Here is a 17,201-nt window from a genome sequence, read left to right as displayed (position 1 = left end):
GAATTCATAAAGACAGGTTAAAACGCATATCACAATAAGCATCCTAAGCTGTATGCGTTTTCCCACTACCAGAGGCCTCTTCGGCCGGAACCACATCCTCCCCAGGCAGCCATGCCTGCCCAAACTTCACATCGCGGAACAGGGCAGCCAGGCCAGTAATCTGCTTGAGCCTCAAAATCTCATCCCGGTCCATCCCCAGGTGTTTGGAAATCCATGCGTCAGAACGTCCTAACTCGTGCAGTTCCTTAATGATATTACTCATTAAGTCCACATCATGTGTTCCACGGGCGCGGTTATGCCGGATGGTGCTGGCCATACGGTCGGACAGCGGCTTATCGATTATCGAAACCGGCATCATCCCCTTCTCACGCTCATAAATATCCGGGTAATCCCGCATCACCCGCCAACGATGAAAGCCATCTACAATCACATACTTATCACTGCTTTTTGCATAATAACAGACAATCGGCATAGTATAACCGTCCTCCTTGATGCTGTCGTACAACAACCGCATTTCCGGTGGAGCCACGTTGTTCGGGTTATAGGTATTGGGTACAATCTTTTCAAATGGTACCGCAATGATGTTGTATACCGGGCTTCTGAATTCCTTATTTACCATCTATCATCCCTCCGTACTTGTATCTAATAATATCCACACGTTTTTGTTCTTGCCGCGTAAGCCCAAACCCCATAAACCGACAGGTATGGTCATTTTTCAAAATACAGTAGCACATCCGTTTCCAGCTTGGTATATCTTTAGTGCTTTTGATATCATCGGTATGATCGGGAATCGGTCCAAGAAAAATAATACGGGAATTTTTGTTGATTGTATAGTTAGAGATACCATTTCTCCGAATGTGGTATCCCTTTTCCACAAGCTCACGGATTGTTTCCTCCGGCAGCCCACCTCCGGTCTCATGCCAGAAATGGATGGAGGTGTTAAACTTTTTCACATAATTATTCCGCAGTCGGGCAGGCAATGTATCCAGCAAAAATTGGGTATAAGATTTCCAGGTATGACCTTCCGGTAACGTAATGCTGCGGTAACCCATCGCTTTTGTCTTTCCATAAATCGCACCAAAATTTGCTCCGCGCACCCGCCCCACCAGTTTCGCCCATATTTCCGGGTCGATGACCCGGTACAGATTCAAAGCGTCTTTGGAGTAGTCATTAAAAGGCGATGCTACCCGCATCTGGTCTATTTTTAATCCTGCCTTATAATACAGATCATATAAATTGTTGTAATCATAATCGAAGCGATAATTAGCGCACCATACGTCAGAATTTGACCAGTCGTATAAAGGTGAAGCACACCATACGTCTTTGAACTGCTTGGAAATCCAGCACTCGTTTTGATACCCGTATTTCTTATTGACAAACCCGCTGTACCGCTGCAAAGACTCATCCGCCCGCATACCAAGCAGGCAGACCGTCCTGCCATTCCCGTGCTCCTCCTTGTAGAATCGACCAAACTGCTTTGCCAAATCTTCCTGATGCATCCTGTAACGATAGTGGGTAAAAGGCTTCGCCAGATTGACGACATAGGAATACTCCGGTATCGGACGCACCCATATATCCTGTTTTGTATCATCCCAAGGATACCAATACATCTCATAACTACTCAGTGCTGTCCTGGTTGCCATAGGAAGGCAGACCCAGTAAAGATCTATGCCAGATTCGTTTTCCAGTCGCTTAAAAGTGCGGGTAATATAGTCCGTAGTCACGGTATACTGCGCCTCAAAATCCTGATGGAATACGCCAATCACACGATCTGAAGCATACTTATTCCGGTAATCCAGCAGCAAATTCAAAAGAACACCACTATCCTTGCCGCCACTGAATGAGATATAAATATTTTTAAATTCCTGAAACAAAAACGCAAATCTCTTCTGCAATGCATCGAATACATTCATATTAATGTATTCTTTTTTCATGTCTCTAATAAACTCCTTATCTTTCAAGTAAAAAACTTACAATAGCGTCTGTTGGGCAGCCGAATATCCTTCTAACTTTCCCAGACCATGACTGCCACTATCATTTTGTCTTGTCTCATTTATCATGTACTTTACTAAAATAATAATATGGATAACAGAAAAATTCAATATAATATATACTCAAATTGTGAATAATTACATTGAAGAAAATGCTGAAATTCAATTTTCTTTTTTCAGTCCTTATCCATCATTTTGAACTTCATGGAATAGAACACAATATACACAAGCATGGCAAACGGATACCCTCCTAATAATGGGGAGGGGATTTTAGATATATCTTTTGAAAAAATACATAATCAAAATTCCTGCTGCTATAATATTCCCACAGTGAATATCCATCCCACTTAAAAGCATATCAATTCCAGTTGCTGCTAATAAAGAAATCACTAAGACGGCAACATCACAAGTACAACTCTTCACAATAGTCTTTAATTCCTTACAAACCTTAAATCTTTTCATCTTCTCCCTCCCGGTTATATTGTTTAGGAGTAGTGGATTTATTCCTCCATACATGTCCAAGAATCGTCATATATACAGATTTTATCAAGGGTGTCATAGTTTGTTTTCTTTTCGTCCCTTTTTCGGGACCTGTACTCTGAGAAATGCAATAAAGGTAACAAATGCATTAAACATGTATTTCACGACCACCAAGATCATGGCCCCAAAGCGGTCGACAATCATAAAAAAATCCCCCTTCCTAATTATAAAACACCGCATAAAAGAACGGATATGAAAACACATCTGTGTAGCATATAGAGCTGGGCACAGATGTGTTAAATATCATTGGGAATATTTAAAATTACATACGCTATTTATTCCCAATACTGTTCCTTAAGCAGATTGTCTTTATTCCCATCAGCAGAACCTCCTTTTTGGGGTTTCATAGTCCCAACATCAAGGAGCAGACGCACGGCTCTGGATAAAAGGCAGCTTCGGGGTACGAATCATGTGAATAAACAGCGTCTGGCTCCACATGGATTCTACAAACCAGCCGGCCTGGAACATCCCCATATACTGCAGCTGAATTGCTGCGAGCTCTTTCCAAAACCATTAAGTCTTTTTCCAAAAGGATGATATCAGCTGATTCTTTTGCCACATCTACGGCTGTATCCACTGAAATACCGATGTCTGCGGACTTCATGGCTGCAGCATCATTGATTCCGTCACCCATGAAACCAACGGTATGGCCATTCTCTCGCAGTGCAGAAACCACACGTGCTTTCTGGTCTGGAGTCAATTTGGCAAATACATCGGTAGACTCCTTCGGTGGATCGAGGAACGCCAAATAGCCAATCAGCACCATATCGCATTCGTCCTTTACGCCAAAAGCGCCTACCGGGGATGGATTGCTTTTCTGTGCAATTGCAAGAACACGGAAGCCTTTGTCATTGAGTTTATCCACCGTTTTGAGAATCTGACAGCGAACTTCATCGGTTAGCGGCTGTACACCATCGTCACAATCCCCTCCAAAACATTGTTTTTCGTTTTCCCGAAAGAACAGTATTCAGCAACAATTTCAACTTTATCGCCAATAGCATCACCGCTTTCCAGATTAGCAAGCCAATTGCCGCCGTAAGCTCATATAAATCCCCTCCTCTAACCACAGGTAGTATATAAGCACCTCAAAGAGAATCACATGACTAAAATCTTGCAATTTTCTTGCGATTTGGCAAGATTTTGGTCAACGCCCAATTAATAATCATTCATGGATTACATATCCTTCCGGCCATCAGCCACAGCGTTTGCTGGATTTACATGAACCATGCAGTGTTTTACTTCCGGGAAGGAACTTTTCACGGCCTGCTGAACCTGTTCAGCAATGCAGTGTGCTTCCTTCAACTGCAGGTTTTCATCCACAGCGATCTCAACATCTACATATATTTTCTCACCAAACAGGCGGGTATGTAGCAGGTCAATATGTCTTACTCCGGAAATTCCAGCAATCAGGCCCCTGATTTTTTTTTCTTCAGCCTTACTGCAGGAACAATCCACCATTTTAGTAATTGCATCACGGAAAATATCTATGGATACCTTTGCAATCGCTACGCATATGATAACGCAGGCAATTGAATCTAAAACAGGATAGCCAAGCCTTGCCCCCAAAATTCCTGCAAGAGCGCCAACTGATGACATTGCGTCCGAACGATGATGCCACGCATCTGCCATCAGGGAACCGGAATGAATCTTTCTCGCCGCCAATCTGGTAAACCAGTACATCCACTCCTTTACAATAATGGATACAATAGCGGCTGTAAGCGCAAATGTTCCCGGAACCGTCAAGCACTCCCCCACACTTCCGGAAATGATTTTTTCCAACCCAACAATTCCAATTCCAATTCCTGTTGCCAGCAGCGCGCCTGAAAGAATAATAGATGATACACATTCGATACGCTCATGGCCGTAAGGATGTTCTGCGTCAGGTTCCTTACTCGACATTTTCACACCAACAATAACCACAATTGTGCTAAAAACATCGGATGCTGAGTGAACTGCATCCGAAATCATAGCATCGGATTTTCCAATGATTCCGGCAATCAATTTAAATAAAGATAAAAGGAAGTTAATTCCAATACTGATACAGGAAACGCGCATTACAGTTTTTTCTGCTGTATAATTGGAATTTAATTTTGTTTTCATATAATCCCTCTCTTCTGTCTTAAGAGTATTAATTAATCAGGACAAATCAATTCAATCCGTTCTCAAAACACTGGTATCCTATACGTTTGAGATATCCCTCCATGGAAATCGCCGGCCAATATTTTGCAGCATGCACGAATCTAATAGTATAATACAGGCAAAGAAAATCACATGGCGAAAATCTTGCGATTTTCTTGCTATTTGGCAAGAATTTAGGCAGGCTGTGTCCAGCCTGCCTATGTTACAATTGGTCATTAAATTTGTATCCGATGCCCCATATAGTCAAAATGTATTTTGGCGTGTCTGGAACAGGCTCGATTTTTTTTCGGAGTCTGCACACATTCAATTGGCTCTTCAGGAAATTACCGCAAGAGAAATCGTGCCACCCCGATGGCATAAGCAAAGGATAACCGCCCGGATGGATTGATGAAAATTTTGATATTGGTTCGCACATTCAAACAATTTCTTCATGGCTTTATACCTCCTGTTTTCCCAGATTTTTCATCTGTGCCATGCGGTGTTTCACGCAACGAATTGTGGCATACGGTTTATTCCCGAACACTTTTTAGCGTTCCCTGTCCTTTTTCCGTGTTACCTTCGGAGTCTACTCCACCGGGCAGATAAAGTCCTTTACCATCTCGGCATACTTTTCCTGTTCCTCTTCAAAGAACCGGATAAGAGGGGCATAATCGCCTTTCTGCTGGGCAATGTTCAGGCACTCATAATACTCTGCTTTCCTGTCATCCCCTATAATAAATGGCATGATATTGCTCCTCAAGCACTCCTTGAACAGGATGATCCGTCCCGTGCGGCCGTTGCCGTCCTGAAAGGGGTGGATCTTCTCAAACTTAGCGTGGAACTCTGCTAAATCTTCTAAATCATGGGGTTCTTTTTCATGATAGCTTTCCAACAGCAGCTCCATATCTTCCGCTACGTTTTCCGGGGAAGATGTGGTAATGTCAGACACCATGTTCCTTCTGTTTTTATACTCTCCGATGGGATAGCCGTTTGCGATATCCTCAAACACGCCCGCTTTCAGACGGTAATGATATGCCTTGATTAATTCCTGATTAAGCCTTTCCTCACAGGTGGAGAGCATATAGTTGAACATAGTAAAATGCCCTGTCATCTCTTCTACGTCCTTAGTCCGAAAGACACTGCCGTCTGCCCGGATGGTACCCGTCTCAAAAATGGAGGCTGTCTGTTTTTCCGTCAGCGTACTCCCCTCGATCCGGTTGGAATTATATGCCAGTTTCCTCTGCGTAAGCGCATAGACACCGCTTCTGTCCTGTCTCCCCGCCTCAATCTGAAACCGGTCTTTTAACAGGTATATCATCTTATTTTGCTCCATTTAGCCTGCTCCTTTACCAATATATTTTAATGAGTTTTACTCTATCTTTTCTGATGTGTCTTTTCACTTCTTCGATACCTTCTTATTATATATCAACAGCTTCCCTTTAAGCAACCGGAACCTCTGGCTTTCTTACCGCCACCACTACATTTCTGGCGCTTTCCCACTCATAAGAGCTTTACGAACAGCTCCTGAATCAGCAGGCCTGCACTGGCAGAGCAGATAATGACAAGCGCTGCCTGCAGGAAACGCATCTTATTTCGCTGTCTCTCATTGGTCTTGTCCGTTTCCCCTTTATGTTTCAGCTTTCTCTCCTTACTGTAGTAACCGCCAGCGCTGCGGCAGACAATCCGCAGTCTGCAAGCAGCAGCAACGGTTTCCACGGGTCATCCTCTGTCTTTGGAACAGAGGTCACTGGAGTTTCCGGTTTTCCGGTGTTCTCGCATCCTTCATCTCTACCTTCTGTACTTCCATCATATCTTCCAGTGTGAATTTCACATCTTCCGCAATCTCATAGCCTTCCGGCGCTGTGATCTCACGCAGGGTCAGTTCCACACCTACCGGAAGTTTTTCCACGGTATGGGGCTGTCTGTCACCCATTCTTCCAGAACTTTTTCTTCCTTATCCAGAATCTGAAGCTTTGCGCCCTCCAGTTCTTTTCCGGTGGTGATATCCGTCTTGGAGATCTCTGTCTTGGAATATTCGTCCTTCATCTCCACTTTGGTGACACTGCCATCCTCCAGCACTTCAAACGTGATATCGCTGGCAGACACATATCCCTCTTCGTAAGGAGCGAGTTCTTCATGCAGGGTATACGTTCCTTCCGGCAGGGCGTAGACCACATGCGGTTCCTTTGTACTGGTCCATTCCTCCACCACATTTTTATCCTGATCCAAAATCTGCAGTTTTGCACCTTCCAGTTCTTCCCCGATAGTGGCATCTGTTTTGGTAAACTGGCTCTCGGTGGGCTGGTTTTCAATTTCTCTGGTGAGGGTGATGGTGTCGATGTTCTGATCCTCATAGGACGCATCAAATTCCCATACTTCCTCATTTGGGACATAGCCCGGTTTTGGCCATCTCACTGCCCTGTCTTACGAACCCCTCCGGTGCTTTGACTTCTTCGATACGGTAGGTTCCGGCTTTTAATTCTTCCGGCGTTACCAGATAGCCTTCGTCATTGGTGGAAAATAACTAGCTTTATCTGCGTCCTGCATACCTTCGGGAGGGATTTGAAACCATCCCGATGGTTTTTATGTCAGGGCCAAACCCAATCCGTGCTCAGCAGATATCTGGGCCGGCCCGCCCGGAGTGTGGCACTTCTATGTTGGTTTTAGAAGTTTACCACAAAAAAACTGCACTATTTGAACGCTATCGAAAGGTTATGGGATATGGATAGCTCCATACGCCTTATTCTTTCTCTACCGTCAGATAGTGCAGCCTAAACCAAAAACAAAAACTACATAGGCAACGTCATGGCGAAGTTACATCTTCGCTCTTTTGCTATGCCGTTTTTTATTTCAAGTCTATTATACACCATTTTGGCCGATTTGCGAAGTTTCCTGAAAAGTAAAAAAAGCCGAAGCTCTCAAAAAAATCAAGAGTTTCGGCATAGTTTACTGGCGTTCCTGAGCGAATTTGGCTGCTTGGGCCGCCACCTTTTTATTCACAGATCTGTCAGAAACTTGTTTTTGTTATTTTATCATAGAATACTTGTTTTAACAATATCATCTCACGTCTCTGCCACTTCTTTCAGACGGCGGTAAATCTGGTTTTCACTTAATCCATATTCCTCCAGCAATTCCTCAGGTTTACCAGACCGACCGAAGATATCATTTACACCTATCTTTTTAAACTTCACACCGCAGCCTTCTGCCAGCAGCACTTCTCCCACCGCGTCCCCAAGACCGCCAATGACACTGTGTTCCTCCACAGTCACCACCTTGCTGCATTTTCCTGCGTATTTTATGATACAATCCCTGTCAATGGGTTTGATGGTATGCATATTGACTACCGTTATGAAGATGCCCTCAGCTTCCAGCTTCTTAGCGCATTCAAGTACAGTGGCAACCATAATCCCGCAGGCAAATACCACTACGTCTTTGCCCTCTCTCAGCACATTGGCCTTGCCGATTGTAAAGGGCATCTTCTCCTCAAATACAGGAGATGGCAGGCGTGCCAGACGCAGATAGGCAGGTCCCTGCATATCTGCCAGCGCCATAACGGCCCGGCGAGTTTCCTCTGCATCACAGGGAACCACCACTGTCATTCCGGGGATTACCCGCATGAGAGCCAGGTCCTCAATTGCCTGATGACTGCCGCCGTCCTCGCCCAGGGTGATTCCAGCATGGGTCATGCACAGCTTCACATTAAAATTGGGGTATGCACAGCCGTTTCTCACCTGATCGTAGGCGCGGCCTGCGCCAAACACTGCAAATGTGCTGGCAAACGGTATGTATCCCATGGTAGAAAGGCCCGCTGCCATATCTACCATATTGGCCTCAGCAATTCCCGCATTGAAAAAACGTTCCGGGAATTTATCTGCAAATGTAGCAGTCATAGTGGCATGAGCCAGATCCGAATCCAACACTACTGCCTTTTTATTCTTCTCTCCTAATTCAGCCAGCGCCTCTCCATAGGCGGCGCGAATTGCTTTTAACTCGCTCATGATTAATCCTCCAATTCCTTTAATGCCTGCTGACGCTCCGATTCGCTAGGCGCTTTGCCATGCCAGCCCACCTGGTTCTCCATAAATGACACGCCTTTGCCTTTCACTGTCCGTGCGATGATGCATTTTGGCCTGCCATCAGTTTCTGTGTCAAGAGCCTTGGATACAGCCTCCACATCGTTTCCATCTATCTCCAGAACATAGAATCCAAAAGATGTAAACTTGGCATTTAAATCTCCCAGACCCATTACCTGGTCATTAGTACCATCGATTTGAAGGCCATTGTTGTCAATAATAACTGTCAGATTGTCCAGTTTATAATGTGAAGCTGCCATGGAAGCCTCCCACACCTGCCCCTCCTGAAGTTCCCCGTCTCCCAACAGCGTATAGACCTTAACGCCGCTGTGATCCAGTTTCTTAGCACCCAAAGCCATGCCGACAGCAATAGAAATCCCCTGTCCCAGAGATCCGGTGGAGGCCTCCACACCAGGACATCTCTTAGCATCCGGGTGGCCCTGAAGGAAACTGTGAAGCTGCCTAAAGTTTTTAAACTCCGCCTTGTCAAAAAAGCCCTTCTCCCCCAGTACCGCATAGTAACAGGGCGCTGCATGTCCTTTAGACAGCACAAAACGGTCTCTGTCTGCCTTCTTTGGATTAGCTGGGTCAATATTCATCTTTCCAAAAAACAGGGTCGTAATAATCTCCACAGCAGATAATGACCCACCCGGATGGCCAGATGCTGCATCGGCTGTCATGTTAATAATATCACGGCGTACTGCCCGGCAAGTTTTTTCCATACTTGCAATATCCATTTGTTTTTCCTCCATACAATCAGTAAAATTTTTAGTTATAGCTTTACCGACATCATACAATCATACAATATAATCAAAGAATAACAGACGTATTCAAATATGTCAATAGTTACAAACATTAAATGATTCCATATGTCAAGCATTTTTGAAAATGTCCTAAAAAAGTTTATTTATGAGCACCGGCAACGCCGCTCATTGCCTTCATCGATAATAGTACCTTTCTCATTTCAAGTCTCCTCAATCTGTCTCATAGTCATGAGGGATAAGTATACCATCACATCTTGGAATGGGACATAATCATGTGCGGTATATAAGGACATTATCATAAATCAGCCAGATAGTTACAAACATTAAGATTCCATATTGACAAAACCATGCTTTGGTATTAGGATATAAAGACATTAAATTGTATGATGTATTACTCTAAGACAATTAAAGTACACTATAACATAAAGGGGGATTCTCATGGAGTCAGTAAAACGGGTTCCTGTTGTTCAGCAGGTAGTTGAAAAGATAAAAGAATATCTGTTTTCCGGTGAAGTATCCGTAGGAGATAAATTACCTGTGGAAAAAGAATTGTGCGAACAATTGGAAGTGGGCCGTGGTACTGTGAGAGAAGCCTTACGGATGCTGGAAGCCACTGGCTATGTGGAATTAAGACCCGGCAAGGGTACATTTGCCGCAAGGACTTCTGAAGTGGAACTGGGCGACATTATGCAGTGGTTCACAGAAAATGAGGTAGAGACCAAAGATTTTCTGGAAGTCCGTATGGCCATTGAACCTCTGTCCGTGCGTCTTGCCATAGAGCGCTGCTCCGACGAGGACGTAGCTCATCTTGAACGTCTTCACCAGAAATTCATCACCGCAGTGAATAACAAGGACGTTCCCAACATCGTGATTTATGATGAGAAGTTTCATGCTGATATTGTGGAATACAGCCGCAACCAACTGCTGATTAGCATCAGCAAGCAAGTTGAAAAGAATATGAAGAATTTCCGAAGCAGAACCTTCTATATCCCTCAGAATGCGGAAAATGCCATTCTTCCCCATCAGATGATTCTGGATGCCTTTAAGACGAAAGATGCAGCGGCAGGCGAGCGAAATATGCAGGAACATTTGAGCCTGATTGCAACTGATCTGGAAAAATCCACTACAAAATAATGAAGCCCAGTGATATGGCAATGCTGCCAATATCGCTGGGATTTTTTGTTATAGGCTTTAGCCTGTTGAGTATGTCGGAGTTTCTCAGGCAAGAAATGGAGACATGCGAAACTGAAAACCACCCGCTATGCGGATGTGAGTCTTTATGCTGACACATTTTTGTGCATATCGCACAAAATATTCATGTATTTTTATATCTTTTATGCATAGACAACCAATCTTATCATGTTATAATATTGTTAGCGCATAAGACATCATACAATCATACAATTTACTATTTTCAGGAGGGTTAAAATGAAAAGAATGTTATCTATTGCTCTATCCACTGCCATGGTGCTGTCCTTAGCAGGCTGCGGCGGATCAAGCAAAAACGAGATCACTACTGATTCCACCACTACCGCTACAGAAGCTGACAAACCTGCCGATGGATCCAGCGAAGCTGCATCCAATCTAGATGCATTAGAACCTGTTACACTGACCTTATATTCTCCCGGTAACGAAAATTCCGTTCCTACTAAGACCATACTCGAATACAAAAAGCTGGTTGAGGAGGCTTCCGGCGGCAAAATCACCCTGGATGCGCACCACTCCGGTGAGCTGGGCAACGATGCTGAAGCTCTTCAGTCCACGCGTATGGGTACTATTGATATCATTTTTGCAGGGACCTCCGGTTTTACAGAGTTCTATGACAAGGCCAAAATCCTGGATCTGCCCTTTATCTTTGACAGTGCAGAGCAGGCTTACGAGGTTGTAAACGGGGAAATCGGTGAAAAGATCTTCGCAGACCTTCCTTCCACCGGCCTGGTTTATTTGGCAGAGGGCGACAACGGAATGCGTCAGGTATCCACCACCAATCGAGCCGTACATACTGCTGCTGATGTAGAAGGACTGAAGCTGCGTGTTCCCACCAGCCAGATGTATCTGGACTGCTGGGAGACCCTGGGCGCCAACCCAGTAGCCCTGGCTTTAAACGAACTGGCAATTGCACTTTCCAACGGCACCGCAGAAGGCCAGGACAATGCCACCTATCATCTGGTAGCCAATGCCACCTACGATGATATCAAGTATTTTAGCTTTATCAACTATATGTGGATGGGCTGCACTATGGCTGTCAACTCTGATTCATTCGACAAGCTTCCAGCCGAATATCAGAAGATCTTAAAAGAACAGGCTAAAGCTGCCGCCAAATACTCCTTTGATACCATCGCTTCTGATAATGAAACTGCAACCAAAACTTTAAAAGAGGCGGGCGTGGAGTTTGACGAAAATCCTGATATCCAAAGTTTCAAGGATAAGCTGGGCGGCGAGGAATACTATGCGCGTTATGCCAACGAGCCTTGGTTCAACCAGGAGATCCTGGATGAAATCTTAGCTAAATAATAAGACTGACTGACAAAACAGGGGCTCCACTCCCGCCCGGGATGCAGCCCCTCTTAACTTCAAGGGAGTGATTACAGTGAATATATATAAGAAAATCACAGACATTTTCGTGAGAATTGTTTCCGCTGTCCTAATGCTTCTGGTGGCAGGCATTGTAGGAATCATGCTCTACGAGCTGTGTCTGCGCAACTTCTTGAACAAGTCTTTCCGTGCATCAACGGAAGCCTGCGGATTCCTGTTTATGTGGATGGCATTTCTGGGCATCATTGTACTTTATGACAAGGATCGTCTGATCACTCTGGACATGCTCTATGTACGGGCTCCCAGGAATGTGCAGAACATATTCTGGTTCATCAACAAGATTTTCAGCCTGGGCCTTGGCATTGTCATGATCGTGGCCTACGCAGGCATGTATAAAATCAACAGTACCAGCCATTTTTCAACTATGCAGTTCTTATCGAAGGCCTGGCATTTTCTTCCTATGGCAATCGCAGGCGGATTCATTGCAGTTAAAACCATCTATCAGCTTCTGGAGCGGATTATGTTAAAACACCAGAAGACAACAGTAAAGGAGGGATGATAAAATGACAATATTTTTCATCACTTTTATAATATTACTGCTGATTGGAGTACCCATCAGCATCTCCATCGGAGCCAGTGCGGTCCTGGGCTGTCTGGTCCTGGATTATCCTATGATGGTCATTGGCCAGAAGATGGTAACAGGTGTTGACTCCTATCTCCTGATTGCCATCCCTCTGTTTATCCTGGCAGGAAACCTGATGAACGCCGGTAAGATTACTGACAAGATTTTCAGTTTCGCCAAGGAACTGGTGGGCTGGATTCCAGGCGGCCTGGGTCATGCCAATATTGTAGCCAGTATCATTTTCGCAGGCATGTCAGGAAGCGCTGCTGCGGATGCTGGCGGCCTCGGCACCATTGAGATGGAAGCTATGACCAAGAATGGATACCGGGATGATTTTTCCGGCGCGGTAACGGCAGCCTCCTCGGTAATCGGGCCTATATTTCCTCCCAGTATTCCGCTGATTATATACGGTGCTACTGCCAGTGTCAGTGTGGCAAAGCTGTTTATGGGCGGCGTACTGCCTGGCCTTCTCATGGGGGTTGCCCTGATGGTTCTGGTTTTTATCTTTGCAGTGAAATACAAGTTTAAGCGTCATCCTTTCGATATAATAGCGCTAATCAAGCAGTTTTTTGGCTCCATCCTGTCCCTGATCACTCCACTGATTATCCTGGCTGGATTCACCTCTGGATGCTTCACTCCTACAGAAGCTTCCAGCATCGCTGTGGCCTACTCCCTGGTGATTGCAGTGGTGGTATATCACACCATAGATTGGAAAGCATTCAAAAACTGTTTGCTGGAATCAGCTATCACCTCTGCTAACACCCTTTTTATCATCGGAACCTCCACATTGTTCACTTATGTACTGGTGAAGGAGGGGGCTTCCAAGGCTATTGCAGACTTTATTCTGGGAATCAGCAGCAATCCTGAAGTGATTCTGCTTATCATTAATGTGGTACTTCTGATACTGGGTATGTTCATGGAACCAGGGGCGATCCTAACCCTGATGCTTCCGGTACTGCTGCCTATTGTCAAGGATCTGAATATTGATCTGGTACACTTTGGAGTTGTCATGGTACTGAATCTGATGATTGGCCAGGTAACCCCGCCCTTTGGTGTATGTCTGTTCGTCATATCCGACGTAGCTAAGATCAAGCTTGATAAGCTGTATAGATCCATTATACCGTTCCTGGCACCGTTAATCATTGTATTACTAATGTGTACCTATATCCCGGATATCGTTATATGGCTGCCCAACCTTCTGGTAAAATAAATATTTGCTAAACTCATCAATCATAAAAAGGAGAAAATAAGTATGAAAATCGCATTAATAAATGAAAACAGTCAAGCCGGCAAGAATAGTATGATCTGTGAGAACTTAAAGAAAATCGTAGAGCCAATGGGCCACACTGTATACAACTACGGCATGTATACCGCTGAGGACGAGGCACAGATTACATATGTTATGTGCGGTCTGCTGTCAGCTATTCTGTTAAACGCAAAGGCTGCTGACTATGTGGTTACTGGCTGCGGCACCGGTGAGGGCGCTATGCTGGCCTGCAACGCATTTCCGGGGGTACTGTGCGGACATATCGTGGATTCCGAAGATGCATACATGTTTGCCCAGATTAATGACGGCAATGCCATTGCCCTTCCATTCGCCAAAGGTTTTGGTTGGGGTGCAGAACTGAGACTGCAGTACATCTTCGAAAAACTGTTTGGCTGTGAGAGCGGCGGCGGGTATCCTAAAGAACGGGTAATTCCAGAACAGAGAAACAAGAAGATTTTAGACAACATAAAGGAAATTACCCACAAAGATATTATGACAATTTTAAAGACCATTGACCAGGAAGTTTTAAAAGCCGCAATCAGCGGCGAGAAATTTCAGGAATATTTCTTCGAAAACTGCCAGGTGAAGGAAATTGCGGAGTATTTGAAGGGTGTACTGAGAAAATAAACTTTAAGTATAGAAAGGCGCTGAATGACACATATTTAGCGCCTTCCTAATAAACGATTTAAATTAGTCGATATAAAATATGTTTTCTCTCCGAAGGAAAAACCGTTTTTTCTGAGAATGCTGTGGCTGCCGTCCAGAAATAATAGATGTTCAGCCGTAATGGCACTGGTATCATTCTCAAAAGGCCATGTCATAGTGTACCACCTTGTTTGGACATTTCCAATCGTTTTATTCAATTTCGCGCAATCTCTCCACAATGGATTTCTTTTGGAGAAAATAGATTGCTGCCTTTGTAATAATCACTGGCATCACAAGAACAACAACCGCATACAAGAGTGCAAACCATATCGGATACGCCCAGTGCAAATAATTCATGCCAATACTGTTCAGTCCCCAAATAAGCATAAACCCTAAAAATCCACCTACTAACAGAGTGATAATGATATTCCATACAGCAATCAATCCGGCTTCATACTGAACCATGTTATTGAGCTGCCGCTTTGTCATGCCAATAGACTGTAAAACCGACAATTCCCGCTTGCGGGTCATAATATTTGTCACCAGAGTATTGATAAGGCTGATCAGGCTGAACATCATGATAAAAATGCTAATGCCAATGATTGAAGTTAAAAGCGTGTTATACATTCCTGCCTTGCTATTGATAGAATCTCTCAAGGTGCGCATTTGCAAATCATCTGAGTTGGCAATAATTGCCTTCAACTGTTGCGTGATTTCCGACTCTTTGGAATCCCATTCTGTCGAGAGAAGCACTTCCGAATTGATATTGCAGCTTTCCGGCAGCATTGTATGAACGAGCTCGTCAGGCATTATAAACCAGCCAGATACACCGAGGGCAGTAAAACATTCTGGATTGCTGTATGCTTTTTCACTTGTAATTTCACCGCCAATGGAGAATACATCTTCGCGGTATTCTGTGCCGTCAAACCATTCAAATTTTATAGTGTCGCCGGGCTGGAATTTCCAGCCGTATATCTCTTCCACAGCGTCATTCTTTAAGACAAAGATTTCCTTGTTTTCTACAATATCCAAATAGCTCCGGTCTTGCGTTTCAATATACTTTGATAAATGAGTAAATTCTTCTTCCGTAAAGGGAACAATAAAATCATCGTCACGACGGCCATTATATTCAAATGTGCAGTACAGCTTCTCAAAAGGTATGATTTCTTTTACTCCGTTCACCCGGGAAATTTCCCGCACAAAAGTATCATTGAGCGGATTGTTGACTTGTATTCCTGCATATCCCTGTTCATTCACTTGTGCAGCGTTTTCTGATAAATAAATCCTAACTTCGCCATGTTCCATAATTCCATTTCTGGCATAAGCCTCCTGATTAAAGGAAGTCAAAAAGGTAGAACCAACCATAAAGATAATTCCACTGATTGCCAAAGAGAAAGAAGTCATAAGGAACTTTTTTCTGTTGCGGGAAGTGTTCATTTTTGCCATCGAAAAAGGAGTAATCCTCCTGAACAGGTGCTTAGGCGTCTTGAATTTTTGCAAAACTCCTTTTGTTTTATATGCTTCAATAGGTGATACCTTACTTGCAATTTTAGCAGGCTTACTAATAGAATATAAAACGGCGATATACTCTACCAAGATAATCAATGCACCCCAAATGAGAAAGTTTATCCATGACCATCCCTCTGAATTGAGAATCCACGCAAAAATTGAGCCCATGGCTAACCCCGATGGCGCGCCTATACAAAATAGTAAAGTACCCTCCCGTTTTACGATTCTTTTAATCTGTTTTCCAGTGGTTCCGATGGTTCTTAACTGTCCAAAATACTGAATACGGTTAATGATGGAGATATAGAAAATACTGTATATCACCACCACGCCGGCAAATAGAACTACAAGGCCAATGCAAACGGCAATAAGCATATTTTTCGGATTAAAGGTCAAAGACTGGACAAAAGCACTGTTTTCACCAATGCTCGGTCGTTCAATACCGCAATCCGCTCCAATCGCATGAATGGTATCAAGAAATTCATTTGCCGTCATACTTTTTGCTTCTTGTATCTGTGCAGCGGCTACAAACAAAGTATCTTTCAGTTGGCCTCCGGTTTCCGCATATTGTTCAGAGAAATAAACCGGGTACACATCAGAAGTAGAGCCGGTATCTGTAAGACCAGAAAGTACAAAGGATTCTTGTGTTCCGTCATAAAAAGAAAACGAAATTGTATCACCAATCTCAAGGTTTTCTCCAATCCGTTCTAAGTAAGACACATCAACGGCAATCTCGTTTTCAGCCGATGGGTATTGTCCCTCGGAAATTTCTGCGCTTTGAATTTTTCCCTCGGATTGCTCAATATACATCGGCCAGATTACATAGTTTTCAATTTCAGAACGCTTGCCGTACTTTGTAACCCTCATTTCCGAAATGCGGCTGTCCAGCCGAAGCGTATCACATTGCTGTTCTGTAATGTCGTAAAAAAATACTTGCTGCAAATTTTCCAGTTGCCGACTATTTGCGGTTTGCATGGAGGCTATATAGAGAGCCAGTCCAGACATTAATGCGATGGAAAGCGAGATCGTTAGGATAATCAAAAGGTTTCTCATTTTTCCGGACTTCAAACTGTTTTTAGCCAGCTTTTTTGTAATAGCGCTTGTATCATTCTCAAAAGGCCATGTCATAGCGTGCCACCT

Annotated in this window: 17 protein-coding genes and 2 pseudogenes; 5 read left to right on the top strand and 14 right to left on the bottom strand. The window is 44.0% G+C overall.

The window, feature by feature from the left end:
- Positions 1-43: 43 nt before the first annotated feature.
- From G614_RS0125145 to G614_RS0125085, 13 genes and pseudogenes are all read right to left on the bottom strand, one after another.
- Positions 44-619 carry an IbrB-like domain-containing protein gene (locus tag G614_RS0125145; RefSeq protein WP_027644059.1) on the bottom strand — a complete coding sequence of 192 codons (576 nt, stop codon included), beginning with the start codon at positions 617-619 and terminating at the stop codon, positions 44-46.
- A complete protein-coding gene (locus tag G614_RS0125140; RefSeq protein WP_027644058.1) occupies positions 609-1,934 on the bottom strand; it encodes a phosphoadenosine phosphosulfate reductase in 1,326 nt (441 codons plus the stop codon). Before G614_RS0125140 ends, G614_RS0125145 begins: the two co-directional genes overlap by 11 nt.
- A gap of 327 nt (positions 1,935-2,261) precedes the next feature.
- On the bottom strand, positions 2,262-2,453 hold the full coding sequence (locus G614_RS0125135) for a hypothetical protein (RefSeq protein WP_027644057.1): 192 nt from the start codon (positions 2,451-2,453) through the stop codon (positions 2,262-2,264).
- A gap of 438 nt (positions 2,454-2,891) precedes the next feature.
- Positions 2,892-3,468, bottom strand: a pseudogene (locus G614_RS0125125) (HAD-IC family P-type ATPase); the annotation flags it as partial.
- A gap of 236 nt (positions 3,469-3,704) precedes the next feature.
- Positions 3,705-4,631, bottom strand: a complete 927-nt coding sequence (locus G614_RS0125120; protein WP_027644055.1) for a cation diffusion facilitator family transporter — start codon at positions 4,629-4,631, stop codon at positions 3,705-3,707.
- Positions 4,632-4,872: 241 nt separating this feature from the next.
- Positions 4,873-4,965 (bottom strand): annotated as a pseudogene (locus G614_RS34830) (winged helix-turn-helix domain-containing protein); the annotation flags it as partial.
- 270 nt (positions 4,966-5,235) lie between these two features.
- On the bottom strand, positions 5,236-5,982 hold the full coding sequence (locus G614_RS0125110; protein ID WP_027644053.1) for a Fic family protein: 747 nt from the start codon (positions 5,980-5,982) through the stop codon (positions 5,236-5,238).
- 167 nt (positions 5,983-6,149) lie between these two features.
- Positions 6,150-6,365, bottom strand: coding sequence for a hypothetical protein (locus tag G614_RS31840; RefSeq protein ID WP_027644052.1), 216 nt, complete (start codon positions 6,363-6,365; stop codon positions 6,150-6,152).
- Positions 6,366-6,393: 28 nt separating this feature from the next.
- Positions 6,394-6,582 (bottom strand): SpaA isopeptide-forming pilin-related protein, encoded by a 189-nt coding sequence (locus tag G614_RS34095; RefSeq protein ID WP_027644051.1) that lies wholly within the window; start codon positions 6,580-6,582, stop codon positions 6,394-6,396.
- A complete protein-coding gene (locus G614_RS34090) occupies positions 6,540-7,064 on the bottom strand; it encodes an MSCRAMM family protein (RefSeq protein WP_027644050.1) in 525 nt (174 codons plus the stop codon). Before G614_RS34090 ends, G614_RS34095 begins: the two co-directional genes overlap by 43 nt.
- On the bottom strand, positions 7,030-7,146 hold the full coding sequence (locus G614_RS34825; protein WP_162142794.1) for a SpaA isopeptide-forming pilin-related protein: 117 nt from the start codon (positions 7,144-7,146) through the stop codon (positions 7,030-7,032). Before G614_RS34825 ends, G614_RS34090 begins: the two co-directional genes overlap by 35 nt.
- Positions 7,147-7,711: 565 nt before the next feature.
- Positions 7,712-8,647, bottom strand: coding sequence for a transketolase family protein (locus tag G614_RS0125090; RefSeq protein ID WP_027644049.1), 936 nt, complete (start codon positions 8,645-8,647; stop codon positions 7,712-7,714).
- A 2-nt stretch (positions 8,648-8,649) separates the two neighbouring features.
- Positions 8,650-9,459, bottom strand: a complete 810-nt coding sequence (locus tag G614_RS0125085; protein WP_027644048.1) for a transketolase — start codon at positions 9,457-9,459, stop codon at positions 8,650-8,652.
- Between the two features lie 465 nt (positions 9,460-9,924).
- Between G614_RS0125085 and G614_RS0125080 the strand changes: the two genes are divergently transcribed.
- The 5 genes from G614_RS0125080 to G614_RS0125060 all read left to right on the top strand — a co-directional run bounded on the left by G614_RS0125080 (position 9,925) and on the right by G614_RS0125060 (position 14,537).
- Positions 9,925-10,620 carry a FadR/GntR family transcriptional regulator gene (locus tag G614_RS0125080; protein ID WP_027644047.1) on the top strand — a complete coding sequence of 232 codons (696 nt, stop codon included), beginning with the start codon at positions 9,925-9,927 and terminating at the stop codon, positions 10,618-10,620.
- A gap of 294 nt (positions 10,621-10,914) precedes the next feature.
- Positions 10,915-12,000 carry a TRAP transporter substrate-binding protein gene (locus G614_RS0125075; RefSeq protein WP_027644046.1) on the top strand — a complete coding sequence of 362 codons (1,086 nt, stop codon included), beginning with the start codon at positions 10,915-10,917 and terminating at the stop codon, positions 11,998-12,000.
- 76 nt (positions 12,001-12,076) lie between these two features.
- Positions 12,077-12,580 carry a TRAP transporter small permease gene (locus G614_RS29060; RefSeq protein ID WP_044918929.1) on the top strand — a complete coding sequence of 168 codons (504 nt, stop codon included), beginning with the start codon at positions 12,077-12,079 and terminating at the stop codon, positions 12,578-12,580.
- 4 nt (positions 12,581-12,584) lie between these two features.
- Complete coding sequence (locus G614_RS0125065; RefSeq protein WP_027644045.1) at positions 12,585-13,853, top strand: TRAP transporter large permease; 1,269 nt, start codon at positions 12,585-12,587, stop codon at positions 13,851-13,853.
- 42 nt (positions 13,854-13,895) lie between these two features.
- Positions 13,896-14,537, top strand: a complete 642-nt coding sequence (locus G614_RS0125060) for an RpiB/LacA/LacB family sugar-phosphate isomerase (protein WP_027644044.1) — start codon at positions 13,896-13,898, stop codon at positions 14,535-14,537.
- Positions 14,538-14,765: 228 nt separating this feature from the next.
- Here the strand turns inward: G614_RS0125060 and G614_RS0125050 are convergent, their stop codons facing one another.
- Complete coding sequence (locus G614_RS0125050) at positions 14,766-17,189, bottom strand: ABC transporter permease (protein ID WP_027644043.1); 2,424 nt, start codon at positions 17,187-17,189, stop codon at positions 14,766-14,768.
- Positions 17,190-17,201: the final 12 nt, after the last annotated feature.

Source organism: [Clostridium] clostridioforme AGR2157, from assembly GCF_000424325.1.
GTDB lineage: Bacteria > Bacillota > Clostridia > Lachnospirales > Lachnospiraceae > Enterocloster > Enterocloster clostridioformis_A.
This window is presented reverse-complemented; position numbering and strand designations above follow the sequence as displayed.